Here is a 24190-nt window from a genome sequence, read left to right as displayed (position 1 = left end):
GCATACAGGAGCGAAAAGCAGAAGCCGCCTCAGTCGCTGAACTTCCTCTTCGCCACGGCACGTTGAAGCACCCGCTACGTAAACGCACTGATGTTTCGTGTAGACCCAGGTTAATCAGGCTACCGCAGCCGCCCACCGCTCCTTCTAGTCGCGTCGCGAGCCGTTGCTCTTAGGCCATTCTCTCTTTGGTTACTTTCTCTTTGGGCCAGCAAAGAGAAAGTGACTCGGGCGCCGGCAGGCGTCCGAAATGCCCGCTGCATAAGCGGCCAAGTCGCGACAACCACACCTAGTCGCTACTGGATCCCGGCCTACGCCGGGATGACGAAGACGGAGCGGTGAGGAAAGCGAGTGATCGGACTCAATGCAGAATCCACTGCTGCGGCGCCAATCCGTTGTCAGTCCACAACTGCAACTGCGTACCATGCGTAGTGGAACCGGCCGGATCATCCAGAATCAGCGCCCCCGACGCCTGATTCATCAGCTTATAGCTGCCATTGCCCAGATCCAGAAACTGCCAATTCTGATTGGCATTATTGGCGCAACCCCACAACGTGACCAGATTGCCCGGCGAGGTACTCCCACCAGTGTTGTCCACGCACAAGCCAGTCGCCTGATTCTGGATGCTGAACCAGCCGCCACCCTTGGCATGCACAGTCCAGTTCTGCACCGAGAGATTGTTGCAATCCCACAGCTCCGCGCTGGTGTTGTTGGCGGTCGACCAGCCCGTGTTGTCCAGGCACAGCGCCGGAGCCTGCACACTCTGGAAGCTATGCACCGAACCGTCGGCGGGCAGCCGGTTCCACGGCTCGCTGGCGAAGTACACGATGCAGCCGCCATTGAGATAGTCCGAAGCCAGTTCCAGGATGCTGGAACCATCCGCCGCCGGCAGCAGGGCGGAGGAGTAGTTCGGGCAGTAGTTGTCGTACGCGGTGGGCACCTGCACCGGCGCGGCGATGGTGTACCAGTTGCCGCTGCCGTCGGTGTTGGTATTGGCGAACAGCACCTTGCCGTTGGACGGCGAGACGCTGCCGTTGGATTCGTACATCACCTGGCCCACCAGCAGGATGGCGCCGTTGGCTGACAGCACCGACGGGCTCCAGCGATTGAGCGGCGCGTGCTCCAGGTATTGGCCCGCCGCAGTCTGCACACGCGTGCCCATGTTGGTGGGATCGCCATAGTTCCAGCCGTCGGTCGAGGTGCGCGAGAACACCGTGCAGGCCGCCGGTCCGCACAGCTCGTTGCTCATGAAGTAATGCCCGTTCGGCAGCTTGCTCACCGTGATCATGCCGGGGCGGTCGCCCTGGATGGTGCTGCGAATGGTGTCGGTGCGGTCCTGCCAGGAGCTGCCGTTGTAGGTGCGGATCTGCGCGAGTTTCTGGCTGCAGCAGGGGTCGGTTTCGTCGGACCAGAACATCACCAGCGCGCCGTCGCTGGCCACGCTGAACTCCGGCTCCCACAGGCCGCCGTGGTTGTTGTCGGCGGCCAGCGCGGGTGTGCTGTGGTAGGTCCACGACACCCCCTGGTTGGTGCTGACATAGACCTCGATCGCCGGATTGCCGCCCGAGAAGTACGAGCCCGCGGAGATCAGCGTGCCGGCCGCCAGCGAACCCACCTGCTGTGGCAGTTCGTACAGCGTGGCGCAGCAGCGCTCGCTGCTGCCCGGCACGGTCGGTACGGTGCCGAGCTGGCTCCAGCTGGCGCCGTTGTCGTTGCTCTGGAAGATGATGCCGTTGGTGCTGGCGACGAGGCGCCCGTAGGTGTTGGCGGGGCCGTGTTCGAGCCGGACCACGCGAGGGTAGAGCGTGCTGCCTTGCAGGACGGTGCCGGTTGCGGCGTGGGCCGAACCGATGACGGCGAGCAGGCAGGCGCAAAGCACGGTGAACCACCAGGAACGGATGCGATGCATGACGTTCTCTCCGGATGAGTTGGTGGCGTGTGTGAAGTCGTGGAGCGCGCGGGCCGGTAGGTCCGGCCTCGCTTTCTGTGCTCATTCCTTCGGCGCAGGTTGGGGTGAGCCGCAGGCGAACCCCAAGCTTGCCGCGAGGTTGGGGTTCGCCTGCGGCTCACCCCAACCTACGATGGCTAGCGGCCGATATCGCGCAGTTTTTTTCCGGCCAGCAGATTCCGCTCGATCTGCTCCAGCGTCACGCCCTTCGTCTCCGGCACCAGCCAGAACGTCAGTACGATAAACACCGCGTTGAGCGCCGCATACAGCCAGAACGTCGAGGCATTGCCGATGCTGTTGAGCAGGCTGAGGAAGGTGAAGCCGACCACCATGTTGGTGATCCAGTTGGTGAAGGTGGACACGCCGATGCCGAAGTCGCGGCCCTTCAGCGGCTGGATCTCCGAGCACAGCGTCCACACCAGCGGACCGGCCGACATGGCGAAGCCGACGATGAAGATCAGCAGCATGGCCACGCAGGTGTACTGCTCGGTCTGGCCGGTGATGCCGCCGTTCATCAGTATGCCCACCACGCCCAGGCCGATGGCCATCACGGTGAAGCCGGTATAGAGGATGGGCTTGCGGCCCCAGCGGTCGATCAGGGCGATGGCGATGAAGGTGGCCAGCACGTTGGTCAGGCCGACCAGGGCGGTGAACCACATCTGCGCGGACGTGTCGTAGCCCATTTCCTGGAAGATGCGCGGCGCGTAATACATCACCACGTTCATGCCGGTGAACTGCTGCATCAGCTGCAGCAGGGCGCCCAGATACACCGAGCGGCGGAAGTTGCGGTTCTCCTGGAACAGGTGCCAGCCGCGCTGCGGGGTCTTCAGCTGCTCCTCGATGTCCGCCGCTTCGCGCGCCACCGCGGCCTCGTCGCCGCGCAGGCGGCGCAGCACCTCGATGGCCTCGTCGCGGCGGCCGCGCATCATCAGCCAGCGCGGGCTGTCGGGCAGGCCGAGCACGCCGAGCAGGAACAGCGCGCCGGGAATGGCGATCACGCCGAGCATCCAGCGCCACGCACCGTGGTAGCTGAGCGCGGTGTCGGAAAGAAAGGCCACCAGGATGCCGATGGTGATCATCAGCTGGTAGGTGGAGATCATCGCGCCGCGGATGTGCTCCGGCGCCACCTCGGCCAGGTACAGCGGCGCGGTGAAGGTGGCGATGCCGATGGCCAGGCCCAGGATCACGCGCGCGGCAATCAGGGTTTCCGGCGACCAGGCCAGTCCGCACAGCAGCGAGCCGATCACGAACAGGATCGCGCCCAGGATCAGCGAACGCTTGCGGCCCAGCTGCGAAGACAGCCAGCCGGCGCCCAGCGCGCCGACCGCCGCGCCGAACATCATGGAGCTGACGATCCACTCGATGGTGTGGTCGCTGATGGCGAACTCGGCCTTGATGAACTGCGAAGCGCCGGAAATCACGCCGATATCCAGCCCGAACATCAGGCCGGCGAGCGCGGCGAGCACGCAGGTGTAGATCACGGTGCCCTTGGCGTGGGCGGTGGGTGAGGCGATGGCTTGGGAGTTCATGGAACCGAGGACCTCGCTGGCGTGAAGGCAGGCGTGAACAAGGATGGACCGCCGATGGATAAGGAACGAACGATGGATCAGGAAGGCCGGCCGAAACCGGGCGGCGCTCCGCGGAAACGGGGTTCCGGCAGGCCGGTGGTGCCGGCATCGGCCGCGAACAGCGCACCGGCCTGCGGCTGGGTTGCCAGCGCGTCGGCGGACAGGCCGTCGCGCGCGCTGGTGATGTAGAGCGTGGCCAGCTCCGGGCCGCCGAAAGCCGGACGGGTGGGTTGCGTGGCCGGCACCTCGATCGCGCGGTCGACGCGGCCATCCGGCGCGTAGCGCACCACGCGGCCCAGGCCCCATTGCGCATTCCACAGAAAACCTTCGGCATCCACGGCGGAGCCATCCGGCTCGCCACGCGCATCGTCCACGCGCGCGAACGCACGCGGCTCGCCGCAGCGTTCGGCGTAGTCGCAGCTCTGGATCAAACGCGAAGGCGAATCGCAGAAATACATGGTGCGGCCATCGGGGCTGAAGGCGACGCTGTTGCTGATGCCAACCCCGGGAAGATTAAGCCGCTCCAGCGTGAGGTCCGCGTTGAGGCGGTAGAACGCGCCGATCGGCTGGCGCGCTTCGCCGGCCGCGGGCTCGTGCAGGGTGCCGAACACGAAGCGCCCCTGACGGTCGCAACCGCCGTCATTGAGGCGGGTGGGCAGGTCCGGTTCCACCTCGACGATCGGCAACAGCGTTTCGTCCTGCGGGCGGAAAAAAGCCAGGCGCGAGGCCAGCCCGAGCAGCAGCCAGCCATCGGCTTCGCACAGGGCGAGGCAGCCGAGGCGTTCGGGCATGTCCCAGCGGCGTGTTTCGCCGTCCGCCGGGCGGTGCCGCCACAGCGCGGCGGCCTGGATATCGGTCCAGTACAGCGCCTGCTCGCGTTCGCACCACAGGATGCCTTCGCCCAGCGTATTGGCCGGATGGTGGACGACGCGCGCGTTCATACCCAGCCGCCGTCGACCACGAAGGACTGGCCGGTGCACATGCGGCTGTCGTCGGCGCCGAGAAACAGCGCGGCGCGGGCGAGGTCTTCGGCCATCAGGTAGCCGGGCAGGCACTGCGTGCGGCGGATCTCTTCCTCGCCGGCCGCATCCAGCCACAGGCGGCGCTGCTTCTCGGTGATCACCCAGCCGGGCACCAGCGCATTGATGCGGATGCGGTCGTGGCCCAGCTCGCGCGCCAGGCCGTTGACCAGGCCGTGCACGGCGGACTTGGCCATGGCGTAGATCGGATAGCCGGCGTTCTTCTTCATCCAGCCGGTGGAGCCCAGGCAGATCACCGAGCCGCCGCCGAGCGCGCGCATGTCCTCGCGCACGGCCTGGGTGGCGAAGTACTGGTGGCGCAGGTTGATGGCGATGCTGCGGTCGAACTGCTCGCCGGTGGTGTCGCCGAAGCTGTGGCGCACGTCGTTGGCGGCGTTGTTCACCAGCACCGCCACCGGGCCGTGCGCTTCGCGCGCGCCGGCGATCGCCGCGTACAGCGCGTCGAGGTCGGTGATGTCGCAAGGCAGGAAGCGCGGCGCGTGGCGTTCGCCGGCCAGGCTTTGCGCCAGCGCTGCGCCATGTTCGCGGTCGATGTCGACGAAGGCGACGCGGCTGCCCTGGCGTACGAAGTGCTCGACGAAGGCGGCGCCGATGCCGGTGGCGCCGCCGCTGACGAAGACGTGGCGATCGAGCAGGCTGGGGTAGGTGGCGAACTGCTCCATGCTCACCACTCCGCCACGCTGCCGTCGGCATGGCGCCACAGCGGATTGCGCCAGCGATGGCCTTCGGCGGCACGCTCGGCCACGTATTCCTCGTTCACCGTGATGCCCAGGCCCGGGCCGGTGGGCATGCTGACGTAGCCGTCCTGGTAGGCGAACACGCTGCGGTCGGTGACGTAGTCGAGCAGGTCGTTGGAGGCGTTGTAGTGGATGCCCAGGCTCTGTTCCTGGATGAAGGCGTTGTGGCTGACCGCGTCGATCTGCAGGTTGGCCGCCAGCGCGATGGGACCCAGCGGGCAGTGCAGGGCGATGGCCACGTCGTAGGCTTCGGCCATCGCGGCGATCTTGCGCGTCTCGGTGATGCCGCCGGCGTGCGAGGGATCGGGCTGCAGAATGTCCACGCCGCCGGTTTCCAGCACGCGCTTGAAGTCGTAGCGCGAGTACAGGCGCTCGCCCAGCGCGATCGGCGCGGGCGAAATGGCGGCCAGTTCGGGAATGCACTCGAGGTATTCGGACAGCACCGGCTCCTCGATGAACATCAGCTTGTACGGCGCCAGCTCGCGCATCAGCACCTTGGCCATCGGCTTGTGCACGCGGCCGTGGAAGTCCAGGCCCAGGCCGACGTGCGGGCCGACCGCGTCGCGCACCGCCTGCACGTTGGCGAGCACGCGGTCGACCTTGTCGTAGCTGTCCACATATTGCATTTCTTCGGTGGCATTCATCTTCACCGCGGTGAAGCCGCGCGCCACCGCTTCCATCGCGGCGCGCGCGGTGTCGGCCGGGCGGTCGCCGCCGATCCACGAGTACACGCGGATGCGTTCGCGCACCGGGCCGCCGAGCAGGTCGTAGACGGGGCGGCCGAGGTCCTTGCCCTTGATGTCCCACAGCGCCTGGTCGATGCCGGCGATGGCGCTCATCAGGATCGGGCCGCCGCGGTAGAAGCCGGCGCGGTACATCACGCTCCACAGGTCTTCGATATGGTGCGGGTCCTTGCCGATGAGGTAGTCGGAGAGTTCCTCGACTGCCGCCGCCACGGTATGCGCGCGGCCCTCGACGACCGGCTCGCCCCAGCCGCTGATGCCGGCATCGGTGTCGATGCGCAGGAAGCACCAGCGCGGCGGAACGAGGAAGGTGGTGAGGCGGGTGATCTTCATGCGCGGTTTCCTTGCGAAACGGGGTGTAGATGCCGCCAGGCGTCGGCGAAGTCGCGCGCACGGGCGGCGACGTCGACGGCCGCGCGGCCGGGGGCGTAGAGCGACGAACCGATGCCGAAGCCGGCCGCGCCGGCAGCGACCCATGGCGCCATGTTGTCGGGAGCGATGCCGCCGACCGGCAGCACGGCCAGGTCTTTCGGCAGCACCGCGCGCCAGGCCTTGAGCACGGCGGGCGAGGATTGCTCGGCGGGAAAGAGCTTCAAGGCATCGGCGCCGGCCGCGAGCGCGGCGAAGGCCTCGGTGGGCGTGGCCACGCCGGGCACGCAATAGAGACCAGCCTGCTTGGCGGCGCGGATCACCGCGACGTCGGCGTGCGGCATCACGATCAGGCGGCCGCCGGCGTCGGCGATGTCTTTCACCCGCGCCGGATCGAGCACGGTGCCGGCGCCGACCAGATAGCCGTCGCCCAGCGCGTCGGCCAGGCGGCGGATGCTGGCGCAGGGCTCGGGCGAATTGAGCGGCACTTCGAGCACGCGGAAGCCGGCGCCGGCGAGCGCGTGGCCGATGTCCACCGCTTCGTCGGGATGCAGGCCGCGCAGGATCGCGACCAGCGGCAAGTCTTGTAGCCAGGTATGCATGGGAGGGAGCGTGTTCATGAGGTGTGGGCGGTTGCGGGTGCCGCGGCGAGCGCCGCCGCGGTGGCGATCTGCCACAGGCCGTCGGCAGTGGTGCCGTCCGGCGCGCGCGAAAGCTGCAGGCCGTAGAGATCCGCGGCGCGGCGGTAGCGGTCGCACAGCGGGCCTTCGCCGACCATCGGGATGCTGCCGTTCGCGTCGGCCCAGCCGGCGGCCAGGGCCATGCGCATTTCCTCGCCGATCAACAGGCCGGAGAGATAGTCGGGCACGGCGGCCGGATCGAGCGCGCCGTCGAGCATCAGCGCGCGTGCCGAGAACAGCCGCGACAGCGCGCCGGCAGGACCGCTGTCGCGCGCGGCGGCGACGCCGCGGCGGAAGGCCTCTTCGTCATCGCGCGCTTCGGGCAGCGCGGCGCCGAGGATCGAATGCTGGCGCAGCAGGCCATACAGCTCGCCGGTCATCACCGTGGCGAAATCGGTGACCACGCCATCGCGCAGGCGTACCCATTTGCTGTGCGTGCCCGGGAGCAGCAGGCGCGTGGTGGCCGGTTCGGTGGCCAGTACGCCGACGATCTGCGTCTCCTCGCCGCGCATCACGTCGGGACGGTGCGGGTCGTGCAGGCCGGGCACCAGATAGAGCCGGTGGCCACCGGGCGTGGCGAGCGGGGTCAGGTGTTGCGCCAGCCGTTCGACGCCGGTGGGCGTATCGAGGTAAGGCACTTCCTGCCAGCCGTTGCGGCTGCCGACCATGCCGCAGGCCAGTACCGGCAGCGCCGGCCATTCGCGTACGGCCAGGGCGAACGCTTCCGGAAATCCGCCGGCCGGCAGTTGGCGGATGCCATGGGCCAGCGCGCGCGTCTCCAGCACCATGCCGTCCGCGCCGAACAGATAAGCGCGCAGGTGGGTGCTGCCCCAGTCCAGTCCGATCAGGCTGGCGCTCACGCGGAAGCCTTCCGGCGCGTGCGCGGACGGCTGCGGCGCATGTTGTCGCGCGAGTCGGCGATCATCGCCAGCATCGCCTTGCGCGCCACCTCCGGCTGCTTGCGGCGAATCGCTTCCAGCACCTGCTGGTGGTAGGGCAGGGAGTACTTGAAGTCGCCGGCGCTGCGCGCGGACAGGCTGAAGAACGCGCTCAGCGCGGTTTCCACCACCGAGAACAGCGAGTGCAGCAGTTCGTTGCCGGTGGCATGCAGCACGGCGTCGTGGAAGCGCACGTCGGCTTCGGTCCAGGCATCCGGCGTCTGTGCGGCGTCCATGGCGCGGTAGGCGCTGTCGATCTCGGCCAGCTGGGCGGCGTTGCGATGGCGCGCGGCGGAAGCGGCGGCGGCCGGCTCGATCAGTTCACGCATCTCCACCAGTTTCTCGACGAAGTCGTCGGTGGGCATGGAGGCGCAGCGCCAGGCCAGCACGTCGGAGTCCAGCTGGTTCCAGTAGCGTTCTTCCTGCACACGCGCGCCGACACCGGTGCGCGAGGCGATCAGGCCCTTGGCGGAAAGCACCTTCAGCGCTTCGCGCAGGGCGGTGCGGCTCACGCCGAGGTTCTCGGCCAGGGTTTCCTCGCGGGGAAGCACCTCGCCGGGCTTGACCCGGCCGCTGACGATGCGCTGCCCGAGTTCGTGCATCACGTGTCCGTACAGCGTGCGGACGGTGGGCGGCTTCTTCATGAATGTCTCGATCCCCTGTGCCTTTCTGTATGAGGGGCGGCGGCGCCGCAGACGCCCGGCTTCCGGGCTGCCGGGTTATTTGTCATACAAACGGACTATAAGCACTTCGCTTAGTCTCTGCCAAGCGTCGCGTGTGTTTTCGGACGGTTCCGTACATGGACGGCTATTCGCTGGCGATGACGCATTGCGATATTTCTCAGATCGCTTACGAAAGTCAGGTTCCGCAAGAAATGGTGCAATGGCCTGAAATGACAAATCGAAGATGGGAATCGTACGCGTGCACGAGGCCGATGTTGCGCCGCGCCAGGGCGCGGACACGGTGCAAAGATCGCTTGCACGATAATCATACAATGTGATTGCATGCGCCGTCCCGTAAGGGTGGCGAAGGGGAAACGAGAGATGCGACGTGCGATGCTCCTGGGTTTCATGGGCACGGTTTCTTTGGGTGCGATGGCTATGGCGACGGCAGTGCAGGTAGTGGAAGCGAAGCGCGAAACGTTCGGGACGCTGCCCGACGGCAGCAAGGTCGATGCCGTGGTGCTCGACTCGGGCCACGGCGTGCGCGTGCGCGTGATCGCCTATGGCGCCAGCCTGCAGGAAGTGAGCGCGCCGGACCGCCATGGCAAGAGCGCCAACATCCTGCTGGGCTATGCGAAGTTCGACGACTACCTGAAGAAGCCGCAGTACTTCGGCGCCACGGTGGGGCGCTATGCCAACCGCATCGCCAAGGGCCATTTCAGCCTGGACGGCCACAGCTACAGCGTGCCGGTCAACGACGGTCCCAACTCGCTGCACGGCGGCAGCAAGGGTTTCGACAAGGTGCTGTGGAGCCTGGGCGAGGCCAAGAGCGGCGCCGACGGCGCCAGCGTCACGCTTACCTATGTCAGTCCCGACGGCGACATGGGCTATCCGGGCAAGCTCACCGCCACGGCCATCTATACGCTCGATGCGCACAACCGGCTGACCATCGAATACCGCGCCACCACCGACAAGCCGACCATCGTCAACCTCACCAACCATGCGTATTGGAATCTCTCCGGCGAGGGTTCCGGCTCGGTGCTGGAGCAGAAGCTGACGATCCCGGCGGAAACCTTCCTGCCGATCGACGCCACTTCGATTCCGCTGGGCCAGTTCCAGCCGGTGGCCGGCACGCCTTTCGATTTCCGCCAGGGCAAGCCGATCGGCCGCGATATCCGCACGCCCGATGCGCAACTGCTCAACGGCCGCGGCTACGACCACGATTTCGTGATCGCGCGCGACGTGGCCAAGGAACCCCGCCTGGTGGCGAAAGTGGAAGACCCGGCTTCCGGCCGCGTGATGACGCTGAAATCCACCATGCCGGGCCTGCAGTTCTATTCCGGCAACTTCCTCGACGCGACCAGCGTGGGCACCGGCGGCCATGTCTACCGCCAGGGCGATGCGTTCGCGCTGGAACCGCAGTTCCATCCCGACACGCCCAATCAAGCGGCGTTCGGCTCGGCGCGGCTGGCGCCGGGGCAGGAATACCGCCACACCATCGTGTACGAATTCGGCACGGAGCCGGTGCAAGGCAAGCACTGACGGGCGACTGACCGTCCGCCGCAGCGACCGACCAGGGCGCCCCCATGCAGGGCGCCGCGGGAGCGCTTTGCCCGCTGCGGCCAGGATCAACCTCAAGACCTCCGGCGGGGACCGGAGCTCATCCAAGCAAACGGGGAGTTGGACATGAAACATGCATTGATGGCGACGGCACTGGGACTGGCGGCCTTGCTCGCCGCGCCCGCGTCGTTCGCGCGGGAAAGCACCGCGCGCTGGACGCCTGCCGAAGCCAAGGCCTGGTATGCGAAACAGGCCTGGCCGCTGGGCAGCAACTATCTGCCGTCCAACGCGATCAACGAGCTGGAGATGTGGCAGGCCGGCAGCTTCGACGCCGCGCGCATCGACCAGGAGCTGGGCTGGGCGCAGCAGCTGGGCATGACCACCATGCGCGTGTTCCTGCACGACCTGCTGTGGCAGCAGGATGCGGCGGGTTTCAAGCAGCGCATCGACCAGTTTCTCGCCATCGCCGACAAGCACCATATCAAGCCGATCTTCGTGCTGTTCGATTCCTGCTGGGATCCGGAGCCGAAACTGGGGCCGCAGCATCCGCCGATTCCCGGCGTGCACAACTCCGGCTGGGTGCAGAGCCCGGGCGTGGCGCTGGCCGATCCCAGCCAATACCCGCGCCTTGAGCAGTACGTGAAAGATATCGTCGGCAGCTTCGGCAAGGACCAGCGCGTGCTCGCCTGGGACGTGTGGAACGAGCCGAACAATCCCGGCGGCGGCAATTACGACGCCAAGGAGCCGAAGGACAAGTTCGCCCTGGTGGCGAAACTGCTGCCGCAGGTATTCGCCTGGGCGCGCAGCGCATCGCCGGTGCAGCCGCTGACCAGCGGCCTGTGGGAACACGAGGACTGGTCGGATCCGGCCAAGCTCGATGCGGTCGAGCGCACCCAGGTCGAGCAGTCCGACGTGATCAGCTTCCACAACTACGGCTGGCCCGAAGAGTTCGCGCGCCGCGTGAAGCAGCTGGAAGGCTACGGCCGTCCGCTCATCTGCACCGAATACATGGCGCGCGGCAACGGTTCGACCATCGACGGCGTGCTGCCGCTGGCCAAGAAGCTCGACGTGGGCATGGTCAACTGGGGCTTCGTCGACGGCAAGGCGCAGACCATCATGCCGTGGGATTCCTGGCAGCGCCCCTACACCTTGCAGCCGCCGACGCTGTGGTTCCACGACCTGCTGCATGGCGACGGCACGCCTTATCGCCAGCGCGAAGCCGACATCCTGCGTGCGCTGTCGCATGCGCCGCGCGGCGTCGTGCCGGCGGACGCGGCAACGTATCCGGCAGGGAGCCTGCTCAAGACGCGCTGACCCCAGGCGCGCCACATCGGCGCGCCCGCTGGAGCGGGCCGCCTTCTTTCTTCCAGAACGCATGCCGCCGGCACGCGCCGGCGCCGCTTTGACTCCGTAAACCGGGGAGGTTCATACCATGACTCGCTATCGCATCCCGCTGTCCCTGCTCGCGATGGCCATTGCCGCCGCGCTGGCGCCGGCCTATGCCGCCGACACCAGGCCCGACGCGCAGAGCGCCGATCCGCAACAGTCCACCGACCAGGCACCCGCCGCACCCGCGGGCCAGGCACCGGCCAAAAAGAAAGCCGGCACCGCCGACCAGGCCTCCACCCAGAACGCGGTGAATCTTTCCGGCGTGGTGGTGACGCCGCTGCGCGAAAGCCTGCAGAGCGCGCAGGCGCTGAAGCAGGACTCGCGCATGGTGGTCGATTCCATCGTCGCCGAGGACATCGGCAAGCTGCCCGACAACAGCGTGGCCGACGCCATGCAGCGCATCACCGGCGTGCAGATCGCGCAGGGCTTCCAGGGCGAGACCAGCTCGGTGGTGATCCGCGGCCTGCCCAACGTGATCACCACCTTGAACGGCCGCGAGATCTTCAGCGGCGTCGGCCGCGCCTTCGCCTTCCAGAACCTGCCGGCCACCGCGGTGAAGACCGTGCAGGTCTACAAGACCAGCGAAGCCAGCCTGCCGGACGGCGGCATCGCCGGCCTGGTCGACATGCAGCTGTATCGCCCATTGGATTTCGACGGCAGCAAGGTGGCGGCCACGCTCACCGGCACGCACAGCAAGTACGGTGGCCATACCGATCCCAATGGCAGCCTGCTGCTGAGCAACCGCTGGAACACCGACATCGGCGAATTCGGCGCGCTGCTCAACGTGGGCTACGACAAGCAGCGCTACGAATACAACGCGGTATGGGCGGATTTCCCCAAGGTGCTCACCGGCGGCAACGGCGCGCCGATCCGCACGGCCGGCGGCGACCTGATCTCCGCGCCCAATGGCTGGGGCGCCGACTACAACATCGGCAGCCGCAAGCGCCAGGAAGCGAACTACGCCCTGCAATGGAAGCCGAACAAGGACACCGAGGTCTATATCGAAGGCCTCTACACCTGGGATTCGGACCGCTACAACCAGCCGTACTATTTCAGCTTCCCGGTGGGCGTGGTCAATCCGTCCAGCCTGTCCGTCACCAACCATTGCTATGCCGACCAGCTGACCGGCTCGCCGTACTACGGCCAGCGCATCTGCGATGCCTCCAGCGGCGTGTGGACCGGCGACACCTATGCCGCCACCAGCACGCAGGCGCACGAGCAGTGGGGACATGACATCCAGAACTCGATCGGCATGAAGTGGCATGGCGACAAGCTCAATCTGTCCACCGACCTGTCCTTCAATTCCAGCTCGTTCCACGACCAGACCTTTATCGTCGACACCTTCCTGAAGGGGCCGATCACCACGGTGTGGAACGGCGCGCAGAACTGGGGCCTGGGCGGCAATCCGCAGCTCAATCCGTCGAACTACTACCTCAACGGCCTGTTCCAGACCTGGAACAACCAGCGCGGCGAACAGACGGCGTGGCGCGGCGACGGCACCTACGACCTGGGCGGCGATTTTTTCCAGTACATGGATTTCGGCCTGCGCTATTCCGACCACAAGGCCGAATACCGCGGCAGCGTGGAGATCTCCACGCCGCCGCCGGGCGGCACCGGCCAGATCGCGCTGAACCCGAACCCCGCCAACCAGGTGGTGGCGCGCTTCCCGAACGGCTATTTCTGCAGCCAGCCGACCACCGATGCGATTCCGGTGTCGTGGCTGAGCGGCTGCTACAACTTCCTGGTCAACAACGCCGACGCGATCCGCGGGCTGTACGGCCTGCCGGCGGGCCTGGCCGCGGAGAATCCCGGCCGCTTCTATCACATCCAGGAGAAGTCGTACGCCGGCTACCTGCAGTTCGGCTACGGCAACGAGCTGTTCGGCCTGCCGTACGACGGCCTGCTGGGCATGCGCGTGGAGCGCGTGAAGCGCCATCTGGACGCGTATTCGTTCGACGCTTCCAGCGGCATCTATTCGCCGCTGTCGGCTTCGACCAGCGCGCCGGTCTACCTGCCCAACCTCAGCTTCAACCTGCACCTGCGCGACAACCTGCAGCTGCGCGTGGTGGCGGCCAAGACGCTGACCTATCCGGGCTTCGGCCAGCTTAATCCGTCGATCTCGCTCAACCCCGGCACGATCAACCGCGCCGGCGTGGCCAGCAGCGGCAATCCGAACCTCAAGCCGATCCGCAGCAACAACTACGACGCCTCGCTGGAGTGGTATTTCGGCCCGGCCAGCTATGTCAGCGGCGGCGTGTTCTACCGCGACATCAACGGCTATATCCAGAACTACATCACCGACGTCACCATCGGCGGCCAGCCTTACCAGCTCAACTCGCCGCAGAGCGCCGGCTCCGGCCATCTGGATGGTGCGGAGTTCGCTTATCAGCAGTTCTTCGACTTCCTGCCCGGTCCGTGGAGCGGCCTGGGCGCGCAGTTCAACTACACCTATATCGAGGGCTCCACGCGCTCGCCGCAGTTCATCGGCGGCCCGATCACCGCCTCGCCGCTGCAGAACGTCTCGAAGAACAACTACAACGCGGTGCTGATGTACGAGAAGTACGGCTGGTCCGCGCGCCTGGCCTACAACTACCGCAGCCGCTACATCCAGGGCTTCAACCAGCCCACCGTCGCGGGCGTGAACGACGAGATCAAGCCCGCCAACCAGGTGGATTTCTCGCTCGGCTACGACGTCAACCAGAACTTCACCGTGGTGCTCAACGCGACGAACATCTTCGGCGCCAACCTGCACCAGTGGTGGGGCGACGGCACCACGCGTCCGCGCGACATCCGCTACCAGGACCGCACCATCGGCCTGGGCGTGCGCTTCAAGATGTGATTCCTCCCCGGCGGGCGGCGTCGTGGCGTGGCCGCCCGCCTTTTTTCCTGGAGGTTGTGATGAAAAGAACGATGTTCGCGCTGGTGTTGGCGCTGGCCGCGATGGCGGCGCGCGCCGACGAACGCGTGGTGGGCGAACGCATGGCCGACGGTACCGGCTACGCATCGGTCGTGCGCACCGGACATGGCCAGGCCCCGGATCGCGGGCGCTTGCTGATGGTGTTCGAGCAGGACGGCATGGCCGGCGTTCCGCTGTGGGAAAGCCGCGACGAGGGCGCGCACTGGCGCTTCCTGATGAACGTCACCGACCAGCCGCACGCGGGCGACAAGCAGTGGCAGCTGCGTTGGCAACCGCACATCACGGAGTTGGCGCAGGCAACCGGCGATCTGCCGGCCGGCACCTTGCTGCTTTCGGCCAATGCCACGCGCAACGACGAGCATGGCCGGGTTTATGTCGAAGACCTGCAGATGTACGTGTCCACGGATGGCGGCAAGAGCTGGCGCTACCGCAGCTCCATCGTGCAGGGCGGCGGGCGTCCCGAGGACAAGGACAACAAGGGCGTGTGGGAACCCAACGTGCATCGGCTGGATGACGGGCGCCTGGTCGCCTATTACTCCAGCGAGCAGCACAAGGGCGAGGGCTACAACCAGCTGCTGGCGCACAAGGTGTCGGCGGATGGCGGGCGCAGCTGGGGCCGGGAAGTGTGGGACGTGGCGATTCCCGGCGGCGTGCAGCGGCCGGGCATGGCCATCGTCACGCGGCTGGCCGACAAGCACTATGCGATGACGTACGAGAACATCGACGGCCCGCGCAACGGACAGGTGTTCATCAAGTTCAGCCGCGACGGACTGGACTGGGGCGATCCGCAGCGGCATGGCGAGCCGGTGATGACGCTGTCCGGCTTCTGGCCGTCGGCGTGTCCGGTGCTGCAGTGGTTTCCGCAAGGCGGGCCGGAGGGCGTGATCGTGGTTTCCGCGCAGCGCGCCGGCGGCGGTGGCGACGAGGGCGGGCGCAGCTTGTACTGGAACAACGCCTCGGGCCGTGGTCCGTGGTGGGAGGTGCGGGCGCCGGTGCAGAAACGCAGCGGCAATATCCATGCGGGCTGGACGCAGGCTTTGCTGGCGCGTGGCGACGGTTCGTTCCTGCACGTGACGTCGTCGTCCGCGGCCGATGCGCCGGAGCAGGCCTCGCGCAACGAGATGCTGTCGGCAATCGCGCCGCTGCGTTTCGACCGCTATGAGGCCGAGGACGCCGAGCTGACCGGTGCGGCCGTGGTGCCCGATCCCGCGGCGTCCAACCAGCGCAAGGCGAGGCTGGGGCAGGGCGGATCGCGCTTGCGTTTTCTGGTGCACGCGGCGGGTGGCGTGCACCGCTTGAGCGTGCGCTTTGGCGATCTCGGCTTGCCTGCCGCGCCGGTGCTGGTGGTCAACGGTGCGCGTGTGCCTGCGGCGATCGACAAGGCCACGGATGGGCAGCTGGCGACGGTATCGGCATCGCTGCTGCCCGGTTTCAACACGATCGATATCGAAGGCGGCGACCACGTGCTCGACATCGACTATCTGCAGGTGGATGGCGATGCGCCGGCGTCGCCGGGAGGTAAAGGCAAGTGATGCGCCATGCCATGCTGTTCGCCTTGCTGCTCGCGGCTCCGGTCGAGCAGGCCGCGAAGCCGATCGGTCCATTGCTGCCTTCCGGCCCCGATCCGTGGGTGACGCAGCGCGACGGCTTCTACTACTACATGCACACGCAGGGCGATCGCATCTCGCTGTGGAAGACGCGCGACATGGCGAAGCTGGCGGATGCACGGCCGGTGACGGTATGGCGCGCGCCGGCCGGCGGACCGAACTCCGCGGCGATCTGGGCGCCGGAGCTGCATTTCCTCGGCGGCAAGTGGTACCTGTACTACTCCGCCGCGGACAAGGCGCACAACGACGATGCCCACCGCCACGTGTTCGTGCTGGAAAACGCCTCGGCCGATCCCACGCAAGATGCGTGGGTGGACAAGGGCATGCTGCAGACGAAGCTCAGCGGTATCGATGGGACGGTGTTCGAACATCGCGGCAAGCTGTACTTCGTGTATTCGGCCTACGTCGGCGACCACAGCGACCTGGTGATCGCCCCGATGCGCGATCCATGGACGCTGGCCGGGCCGCAGGTGGATATCGCGGCGCCGACGTTCGCCTGGGAAATGCAGGGCGGGCGGAAGATCCTGGAGGCGCCGGAATTTCTGGCCGGGCCGGAAGGCAAGGTATTCCTGACGTATTCGGCCAGCGCCTGCTGGTCGGATGGCTATTCGATCGGGATGCTGAGCGCGGATGCGGACGCTGACCTGCTCAAGCCTTCCTCCTGGTCGAAGTCGCCGACGCCGGTGGTGAAGAGCTCGCCGAAGGATGGCGTCTACGCCACCGGGCACAACGGATTTTTCAAAGGCGCCGACGGCTCGGATTGGATCGTGTTCCACGCCAACGGCGGCCCGGATTGGAAATGCACCTCGAAGCGCGCGCCGTATATGCAGAAGTTCCGCTGGGATGACGGCGGGCGCCCCGTCTTCGCCGATTAAAATCCTTGCTCACGGAGCCGCCGTAGGTTGGGGTGAGCCGCAGGCGAACCCCAACGATGCGATACGCTCTGCACTGGCCATGTTGGGGTTCGCCTGCGGCTCACCCCAACCTACGCCGTGACGCGGTGACGCGGAGACGCATCACGACATAGCCTCCGTCCCCGGCACTTCAGCCCACGCCACCTGATTCCTTCCCGCGCGCTTCGCCGTGTATAGCGCCTTGTCCGCCGCGCCGAGCATTTCCTCGCCGTCCTCGTAACGCGCCAGCTCGCTCGAAGCGATCCCCGCGCTCACCGTGACGAAGCCGCGCACCCCGCGCACATGCAGGATGCGCAAGGCCTCGACCCGCCCGCGCAGCTTTTCCAGCAAGGCGCCGGCCGCATGCGGCATATGCCCGCTCATCAGCACCACGAACTCCTCGCCGCCGGCGCGCGCCAGCGTCACGCCGGTCATGGCGGCTGCTTCCCCCGCCAGCGCCTGCGCCACCGACGCCAGGCACTGGTCGCCGGCCAGATGCCCATAGGTATCGTTGAAGGCCTTGAAGTGATCGATGTCGAGCATCGCTATCGCCAGCGGCGTGCGGGACTGCCGCGCGCGCTCCCATTCGCGGTCGAAGGCGCGATAGAAGCCGCGGCGATTCAGCAGCTGGGTCAGGTCGTCGCGCAGGGCCGCGCGGCGCAGGCCGTGGTGCAGTCGCTTGAGTTCGTCCTCGGAGGACAGGTGCCGGCCCAGCATCAGGGCGGCGCGCAGCGCATACGAGGCGATGCCGGCGATCACCGCGCACGCCGCCAGCACGGGGCTGCGATGCAGATAGGCGAAAGCGAGCAGGCACAGCGCCAGGCTCAGCACGAAGGGACTGACGCTGCCGGCAAGGTGCCGTACGCGCGCCGGCGGCCGGTAGACGCGCAGCCAGTCGCCGTAGCGGCGGCTCAGCAGCAGGCCGATCGCGGCGAAGGGCACGCTCAGCAGCAGCTCCGGCACATACGACTCGCTGGAGAGCACGAAGCGGTTATGCGCCGCCGGCGCGAACAGCTCGATCCAGGCAAACGCGGTAAGCACCATGAAGAAGCGCCGCTCGTCGCGGCGGCGCGCGCCCAGCAGGCGCAGCGTGGCGAATATCGCCACGAACAGCCCCATGCCGTCGAACAGCCAGACGATGGCGCGGGCGTTGTCCGGCTGCGCTTCGGCGCCGGCCACCAGGGCGCGCACCAGGCCGTAGAACATCAAGGCGATCAGGATCGCCAGCGCCGCATCCACCCATGCCGTCCAGCGGTAGGCGGGCAGCACCGGGTCGTAGGTCGCCGCGAGGGTGAGCAGCAGGCTGCCCATGCAGAAATAGAAGGTGGGATCGAAGGCCACCAGGGTGCCCTGGGGATTGACCAGCGAATCGGCGAACAGCAGCACGAAGGCCGCGGCCTGGCTGAGCAGCGCCGCCAGCAGCAGCGCCCACAGCGGCCGGTTGTGCGGCAGGCTCAGGCGCACGCGGCGCAGGCTCAGCAAGAGGGTGAAAGCGAGTATCGCCAGCACGCACGCGTAGCTCAGGCTCAGCACGTGCGGCGGTTCGAACACCAGCACGGCGAGCTGCGCCGCCAGCAGGGGCGCATAGATACGCGGAGCGAGAGCCTGCATCTTCATGGCGCGTCGCATGGGCGATGGGTGCGGCCACTTAAGCACGAATCCATGCGGGGTTGTACCGACTGTGCTGTGGGAAGGCCAGCGCCTACGCAATGACAGTCACGGAGCGCGCCGACGCGCGTTCGGACCGTACGGAGCACGCCGGCATCCGCCTACATACGCAGGCCCGGCGCCGCAGCAATCTATCCCTGCCCGGACCGGCTCCCCAGCAGGTGCGGGCCGCGGACGCCCGGGTTCTCCCCTCTGCCCCGGGCGCTCGCGGGTCCCCCCGTTCCGGGGGGACCGCTTTATTCGTCCGCAACGGAGCACCGGCCATGCCACTCGCCAGATCTGTCCGCACGCCCGGCGAACCGGGCCGCCGCAGGAAGCGCCTGCCGCAGCTAGCGCTCCCGCGCCGCCTCGTCGCCATGCAGCAGCAGGCTGACCCGCACATGCAGCCCCGTGCCGAAGCGCGAATCGAGCAGCTGGATATCCGCGCCATGCATCTGCGCCGCGCGCTGCACGATCGACAGCCCCAGGCCGTAGCCGTCGCCGCGCGTGCCCGGCTCGCGGTGGAAGCGCTCGAACAGCGCGGCGCGCCGTTCGGGCGGGATGCCCGGCCCGTTGTCGACGACGTCGATCACCGCCACCCGTCCGGCGCGGGACAGCGCCAGTTCCACCATGCCGCCGGAGGGCACGTGGCGCATCGCGTTCTCCAGCAGGTTGCGCAGCATGGCCCTGAGCGCCGCCTCGTCGCCGTGGACCACCAGGCGCGGCGGCAGCGGAGCCAGCACCAGCTCGACCTGGCTGTGCGCGATCACCGAGACCATCTCGTCGATCACGTCGCCGGCCAGCGTCGCCAGATCGACCGGAGCCATGGCACGGCGCCCTTCGCCCGACTCCAGCCGCGCCAGCGCCAGCAGCTGTTCGGTGCGGCGGGCCAGCGCGACCAGGCATTCGCGCGCATCGGCCAATGCGCTGTCGGCGGCGCCGGGTTCGCGGGCGCCGATCGCGGCGTCGAGGTTGATCATGGTGGAGGCCAGCGGCGTGCGCAGTTCGTGCGCGACGTCGGCGCTGAAGCGGCGCTCGCGTTCGAGCGCGTTCTCCAGGCGGCCGATCTGCTCGTTCAGCGCGTCCAGCAGCGGACGCAGCTCGGTCGGCGCGTTCTCCAGCGTCACCGGTGCATGGCTGCCCGGCTCGCGCCGCAGCAGGCGCCGGGCCAGCGTGTCCAGCGGTTTGAGCCCGCGCCGGATCGCCCAGCCCATCAGCAGGGCCAGCAGCGGCAGCGCGACGAACAGCATCAGGCCGTACTGCACCCACAGTGCCTGGCTGATTTCGGTGCGGCTGTCGTAGCGCTCGGCGGTGCGGATCCATTCGCCGTCGCTGCCGCGCGGCAACTGGAACACGCGCCAGCGGCGCGTGCCGAAGGAGACGTCGCGGAAGGCCTTGTCGTCCGCCCGCGGCGCGGGCATGCCGTCGAGATTGGCCGTGGTGGCCAGCACGCGCCCATCGGCGGCGAATACCTGGTAGCCCACTTCCGGCTCGTACGAATGGGTGCCCTTGCCGTGTGCGGCGGGCGTGCGCGAAGGCGTGGGCACCACCACGGGCCGGCCGTCCTGCGGCATGCCGCCGGTGCGCAGCAGCACGTCGAGCGTACGCGCGGACTGGGCCAGGCGCCCGTCGAGCAGCTCGTGCACTTCCTTCAGCGTATAGCGGTAGCTGAGCGCGCCGAGCAGGAGCATCGCCGCGGCGAGGATGGCGATGACCATCCAGCGCAGGCGCGCGCGCAGGCTGGGAAAGCGCGTGATCGATCCGCTCATCGCGCTGAGCTCATGGATGATCCAGCGGGATGGTGTAGCCGAAGCCTCGCACCGTCTTGATCGCGTCGAAGCTCAGCTTGCGGCGCAGGCCGTGGACCAGTACGTCGAGCGCGCCGGAGCCCACCTCGTTGTCCCAGCCGTACAGCGAGCTTTCCAGCTGCTCGCGGCGCACCACGCGGCCGGCGCGTTCCATCAGGTATTGCAGCAGGGCGAATTCGCGGCGGCTGAGCTCCACTTTCTTGCCCTGGTAGGTGACTTCCACGGCGGCCGTGTTCAGCACCAGCGGGCCGACTTCGATGCGGTTGTCGGCCATGCCCTGGGCGCGGCGCGTGGTGGAGCGGATGCGCGCGGCCAGTTCGTCCAGGTGGAAGGGCTTGACCAGGTAGTCGTCGGCGCCGGCGTCCAGGCCGCGGATGCGCGATTCCAGGTCGTCGCGCGCGGTCATCACGATGATCGGCGTGCGCAGGCGGCGGCCGCGCGCTTCGGTGAGGATCTCGAAGCCGTCGCGGTTGGGCAGGCCCAGGTCGAGCAGGAGCAGGTCGACCGAGGGGTCGTTCACCGCGGCCATGGCCTCGCGGCCGTCGCGGATCCAGGTCAGCGTGTAGGCGAGCTGTTCGAGTGCCCGCTGGATGGCTTTGCCGAGGAGCGGATCGTCCTCGATAAGAAGTATGTGCACGGTGGCAACCAGGCTCGCGGGTGGCGTGGAGTATCCGGGAAAATGATCGGGTCGGTGTATTAGGGGCGGCTTAGCCGCGGGGGCGTCAGCTGCAAGGTGTGGGTGGTGGGGCTGGGGTGTCTCGCCTTTGGCGAGGGTTTCGCCCCGCTGCCGCGGGGCGAGTTACTTTTTCTCTGCGTGCCCAGAGAAAAAGTAACCAAAAAGAGAGGGCACCCTGCTTGGCGCCCTCAGCAGCGCAGCTGCTGAGGGTCCGTGAGGGCTGGCCGGGCTTTTTGACAGGGCATCCATGCCCTGATCAAAAAGGCGGGGACGTCGTGTCCCCGCCCCCCTGCGGGGGCCTTTTCGTCCAGCCCTCACCGCCGGCGCCAAGGGGATCCGGTAGATCAAGAGCCAAAGCGTGCAAGCGGAACGCTGCGGCTGCGCCGCATGCTCTTCGCTGGATTTTCGCCCCGCCCTGCATCCCCCTCTCCCCTCCGGGTAGAGGGTTGGGGTGAGGGGCCGGGGCTTGCCCAGCCGCTCACTGTTCGCAAACCAAAAGCCCTTTCCTTTACCCGAGATCAGCTACAAGATCGCCCCTTCGCCTGGACGGCCATACCCCGAGCTACCACGCTATCCCCAGCAATTTCACCCCGAACGAGTGGCCCCGAGCCGCGTACGTGACCGACATTCACCCCCTCAGCGGCTCCACCTCGAACAAGCCCGCCAGCGTCCGCCACCGGACGCTTCAGGGCCGCTGCTGGTCCGTGCTGCTGCTCGTCTGCGCCTTGCTCGCAATCAGCGCTGCAGTCTGTGCAAACCCGGCCTTCGACTACCGCGTAGGCATCCGCCTCTACAGCGGCGACGACGGTCTGCCGCAGTCGCACGTGAACGCCATCGTCCAGGCCCGCGACGGTTATCTGTGGGTCGGCACCTTCGGCGGTCTGGCCCGTTTCGACGGCACCGCCTTCACCATCTTCCATGGCCGCTCGCGTTCGGGCTCGGGGCGCATCGACGCTCCGGCCAGCGATCGCATCACCGCGCTGCTCGAAAGCCGCGATGGAAATCTGTGGATCGGGACGGAAGACGCCGGATTGAGCATCCGCGACCGCTCCGGTTTCCGACATCTGCCGGTGTGCGCCGCGAGCTGCCAGGTCAACGGGATGCTGCAGGCGGGGGATGGTGGGATCTGGGCGGCGACCAATGCGGGGTTGCTGAAGCTCGATCCGGTCAGCGGGGAAGTGCGCTGGAGCGAGCATTCCAGTCCGGTCGGCGACAACCAGCTGGTCATGGATCGGGCGGGGGCGCTGTTTGTCGGTGGCAATAACGGCTTGCACCGGGTCGAAGGCGGCGTGCTTCAGCACATTGCGTTGCCGGCGAACGACCACACGGTGTGGCTGCTGCGGCTGGATGGCGACAGCTTGCTGGTCGGCACGGAGACCGAGCTTTACCGCTATACGCCGGCCACACAGCGCTGGCTGGCGCTGGGCGTGGCGCAGCCCAGGGATGCGGCGCAGGCGCCGGACGGGCGCTGGTGGGTGGCGCAGGCCACGGGTGGCGTGCTGGTGCAGGACGGACATGGCGGATGGCAGGAAGCGCCCGAGCTGTCGGTGCCGGGCGTGGCCAATCTCACCTGGGACAACGAGGGCAATCTGTGGGCCGGCAGCGGGCATAACGGTTTGCTCAAGGTGCGTGCGCCGCTGTTCGGGCTGGTAGGCGAGCGCAGGCTGGGTACCGCGATGGCTGGCCGTGCGATTGCCTACGATGGCGAGGGCGGGCTGTGGCTGGGCTCCGCCTGCGGCGGTCTCTTTCATTGGGAAGCCGATGGCCGCGCGCGAGCGGTGGCGATGCAGCCTGCGCTGAACAGTTCCTGCGTCTTCAGCCTGCTGCTGGATCGCCAGGGCCGCCTGTGGATCGGTACCGCGAACGGGGAGCTGGGCCTGTTCGACAACGGCGCGGTGCGGCGGGTCGACACCTGGCCGAGCAAGGAGCCGGTGAACGTGTGGCAGCGCGACGACGGTGCTTATCTGGTCTCGACCGCTGGTTCGACGTTCGCGCTCGATATCGGCGCCGATGGACGCATCGTCCGCCGGCAATCCATCGACGCCCTGCGCGGCATGCGCATCGGCAGCGTGAGCAAGGCGCGGCGCGGCGGCTACTGGTTCGTGGGCGACCATGGCGCGTGGCGATTGCAGGGCGGGCAGGTCGCCGAGCATTGGACGGTCGACGACGGACTGTCCTCGCGCTTTGCGCGCGCGCTGCACGAGGATGCCGACGGCAGCTTGTGGATCGGCACCTATGGCGGCGGCCTCAACCGCATCAAGGACGGCAAGATCCAGTACTACGACCGCAGCAACGGCCTGTTCGACGACACCGTGTCCTGCATCGAGGCCGACGGGCGCGGGCGCCTGTGGCTGGCGGGCAATCTCGGCGTCACGGTGCTGCCTTCACCCGCGCAGGCCGCCGCTTCGATCGAATCGGTGCGCTTCGCCGAGCGCGACGGCCTGATTCCCGCCGAAATCAACGGCGGCGGTTCCGCCACCTGTTATCGCGACGGGCAGGGCCGGCTGTGGTTCTCCCTGGTATCGGGCTTCGGCGTGCTCGATCCGGCCAAGGTGCCGGGCGCCGAGCCGGCGCCGCCCACCTCGCACGTGGAATACGCGGCGGTGAACGGCCATGCGCTGGATCTTTCCGGTCCGCAGCTGGTGCTGCCGCCGTTCTCGCGCAACCTGGAAATCCGCTACACCGCGGTCAATCTCGGGCGCCCGCAGGAAACCCTGTTCCGCTTCCGCCTGGCCGGCGTGGACCGCGACTGGGTCGATGCCGGGCAGAGCCGCAGCCTGCTGTATCCGGTGGTGCCGTGGGGCGTGCACCAGCTCGAGGTGCAGGCGCGCGTGGTGGGCGGGCCGTGGGTGTCGGCGCCGGCGGTGCTGACCATCGTGCACCCGCAGCCCTGGTATCAGCGGCCGTGGATCTGGACCCTGATCACCTTGCTCGGCCTGCTGGTGCTGGTCGCCGGCGGCCGTTCGGACGGGATCGGCGCAACGGCCTGGCGGCGCCTGCGCTCGTAGCGG

General features: G+C 67.7%; 17 protein-coding genes. 6 read left to right on the top strand and 11 right to left on the bottom strand.

The annotated features are described in order from the left end of the window. Window positions 1–358: 358 nt before the first annotated feature. The 8 genes from ISN75_RS13615 to ISN75_RS13580 form a co-directional block, all read right to left on the bottom strand. Window positions 359–1906 (bottom strand): RICIN domain-containing protein, encoded by a 1548-nt coding sequence (locus ISN75_RS13615; protein WP_343820134.1) that lies wholly within the window; start codon window positions 1904–1906, stop codon window positions 359–361. Between the two features lie 176 nt (window positions 1907–2082). Further along, window positions 2083–3474 (bottom strand): sugar porter family MFS transporter, encoded by a 1392-nt coding sequence (locus tag ISN75_RS13610; RefSeq protein WP_167258684.1) that lies wholly within the window; start codon window positions 3472–3474, stop codon window positions 2083–2085. Between the two features lie 77 nt (window positions 3475–3551). After that, on the bottom strand, window positions 3552–4454 hold the full coding sequence (locus ISN75_RS13605) for an SMP-30/gluconolactonase/LRE family protein (protein ID WP_168647135.1): 903 nt from the start codon (window positions 4452–4454) through the stop codon (window positions 3552–3554). Beyond that, window positions 4451–5215 carry an SDR family NAD(P)-dependent oxidoreductase gene (locus ISN75_RS13600; protein ID WP_168647136.1) on the bottom strand — a complete coding sequence of 255 codons (765 nt, stop codon included), beginning with the start codon at window positions 5213–5215 and terminating at the stop codon, window positions 4451–4453. Before ISN75_RS13600 ends, ISN75_RS13605 begins: the two co-directional genes overlap by 4 nt. A gap of 2 nt (window positions 5216–5217) precedes the next feature. Beyond that, window positions 5218–6366 (bottom strand): galactonate dehydratase, encoded by a 1149-nt coding sequence (gene dgoD, locus ISN75_RS13595; RefSeq protein WP_167258678.1) that lies wholly within the window; start codon window positions 6364–6366, stop codon window positions 5218–5220. Beyond that, window positions 6363–7004, bottom strand: a complete 642-nt coding sequence (locus tag ISN75_RS13590; protein ID WP_167258676.1) for a 2-dehydro-3-deoxy-6-phosphogalactonate aldolase — start codon at window positions 7002–7004, stop codon at window positions 6363–6365. Before ISN75_RS13590 ends, dgoD begins: the two co-directional genes overlap by 4 nt. A gap of 14 nt (window positions 7005–7018) precedes the next feature. Beyond that, the gene (locus tag ISN75_RS13585; protein ID WP_168647137.1) at window positions 7019–7942 is read right to left on the bottom strand and encodes a 2-dehydro-3-deoxygalactonokinase; all 924 of its coding nucleotides are present in this window, start codon (window positions 7940–7942) and stop codon (window positions 7019–7021) included. Then, entirely contained in the window at window positions 7939–8664 is a 726-nt protein-coding gene (locus ISN75_RS13580) for a FadR/GntR family transcriptional regulator (protein ID WP_167258672.1), read from the bottom strand. The genes ISN75_RS13585 and ISN75_RS13580 overlap by 4 nt, the downstream gene beginning before the upstream one ends. A gap of 399 nt (window positions 8665–9063) precedes the next feature. On the opposite strand from ISN75_RS13580, the gene ISN75_RS13575 reads away from it, so the two are divergent. The 5 genes from ISN75_RS13575 (at window position 9064) to ISN75_RS13555 (ending at window position 17030) form a co-directional block, all read left to right on the top strand. Continuing rightward, entirely contained in the window at window positions 9064–10224 is a 1161-nt protein-coding gene (locus tag ISN75_RS13575) for an aldose epimerase family protein (protein WP_423385075.1), read from the top strand. A gap of 144 nt (window positions 10225–10368) precedes the next feature. Then, window positions 10369–11556, top strand: a complete 1188-nt coding sequence (locus ISN75_RS13570) for a 1,4-beta-xylanase (protein WP_343820129.1) — start codon at window positions 10369–10371, stop codon at window positions 11554–11556. 118 nt (window positions 11557–11674) lie between these two features. After that, entirely contained in the window at window positions 11675–14470 is a 2796-nt protein-coding gene (locus tag ISN75_RS13565; protein WP_167258670.1) for a TonB-dependent receptor, read from the top strand. A gap of 59 nt (window positions 14471–14529) precedes the next feature. Beyond that, a complete protein-coding gene (locus ISN75_RS13560) occupies window positions 14530–16080 on the top strand; it encodes an exo-alpha-sialidase (RefSeq protein ID WP_343820127.1) in 1551 nt (516 codons plus the stop codon). Then, window positions 16080–17030 (top strand): glycoside hydrolase family 43 protein, encoded by a 951-nt coding sequence (locus ISN75_RS13555; RefSeq protein ID WP_343820126.1) that lies wholly within the window; start codon window positions 16080–16082, stop codon window positions 17028–17030. The genes ISN75_RS13560 and ISN75_RS13555 overlap by 1 nt, the downstream gene beginning before the upstream one ends. A 141-nt stretch (window positions 17031–17171) precedes the next feature. Here the strand turns inward: ISN75_RS13555 and ISN75_RS13550 are convergent, their stop codons facing one another. The 3 genes from ISN75_RS13550 to ISN75_RS13540 form a co-directional block, all read right to left on the bottom strand. Continuing rightward, entirely contained in the window at window positions 17172–18665 is a 1494-nt protein-coding gene (locus ISN75_RS13550) for a GGDEF domain-containing protein (RefSeq protein WP_343820124.1), read from the bottom strand. A 380-nt stretch (window positions 18666–19045) separates the two neighbouring features. Further along, complete coding sequence (locus ISN75_RS13545; RefSeq protein WP_167258655.1) at window positions 19046–20464, bottom strand: ATP-binding protein; 1419 nt, start codon at window positions 20462–20464, stop codon at window positions 19046–19048. A gap of 10 nt (window positions 20465–20474) precedes the next feature. Continuing rightward, window positions 20475–21140, bottom strand: coding sequence for a response regulator (locus tag ISN75_RS13540; RefSeq protein ID WP_168647143.1), 666 nt, complete (start codon window positions 21138–21140; stop codon window positions 20475–20477). Window positions 21141–21796: 656 nt separating this feature from the next. Between ISN75_RS13540 and ISN75_RS13535 the strand changes: the two genes are divergently transcribed. Next, window positions 21797–24187 (top strand): two-component regulator propeller domain-containing protein, encoded by a 2391-nt coding sequence (locus ISN75_RS13535; RefSeq protein WP_168647144.1) that lies wholly within the window; start codon window positions 21797–21799, stop codon window positions 24185–24187. The last annotated feature ends 3 nt before the right edge of the window (window positions 24188–24190 follow it).

Origin of the sequence: Dyella marensis (assembly GCF_049532885.1) — a bacterium.
Classification (GTDB): Bacteria; Pseudomonadota; Gammaproteobacteria; order Xanthomonadales; family Rhodanobacteraceae; genus Dyella_D; species Dyella_D marensis.
Note: the sequence above shows the minus strand (reverse complement) of the source record. Positions and strands in the feature narration are given on the sequence as shown.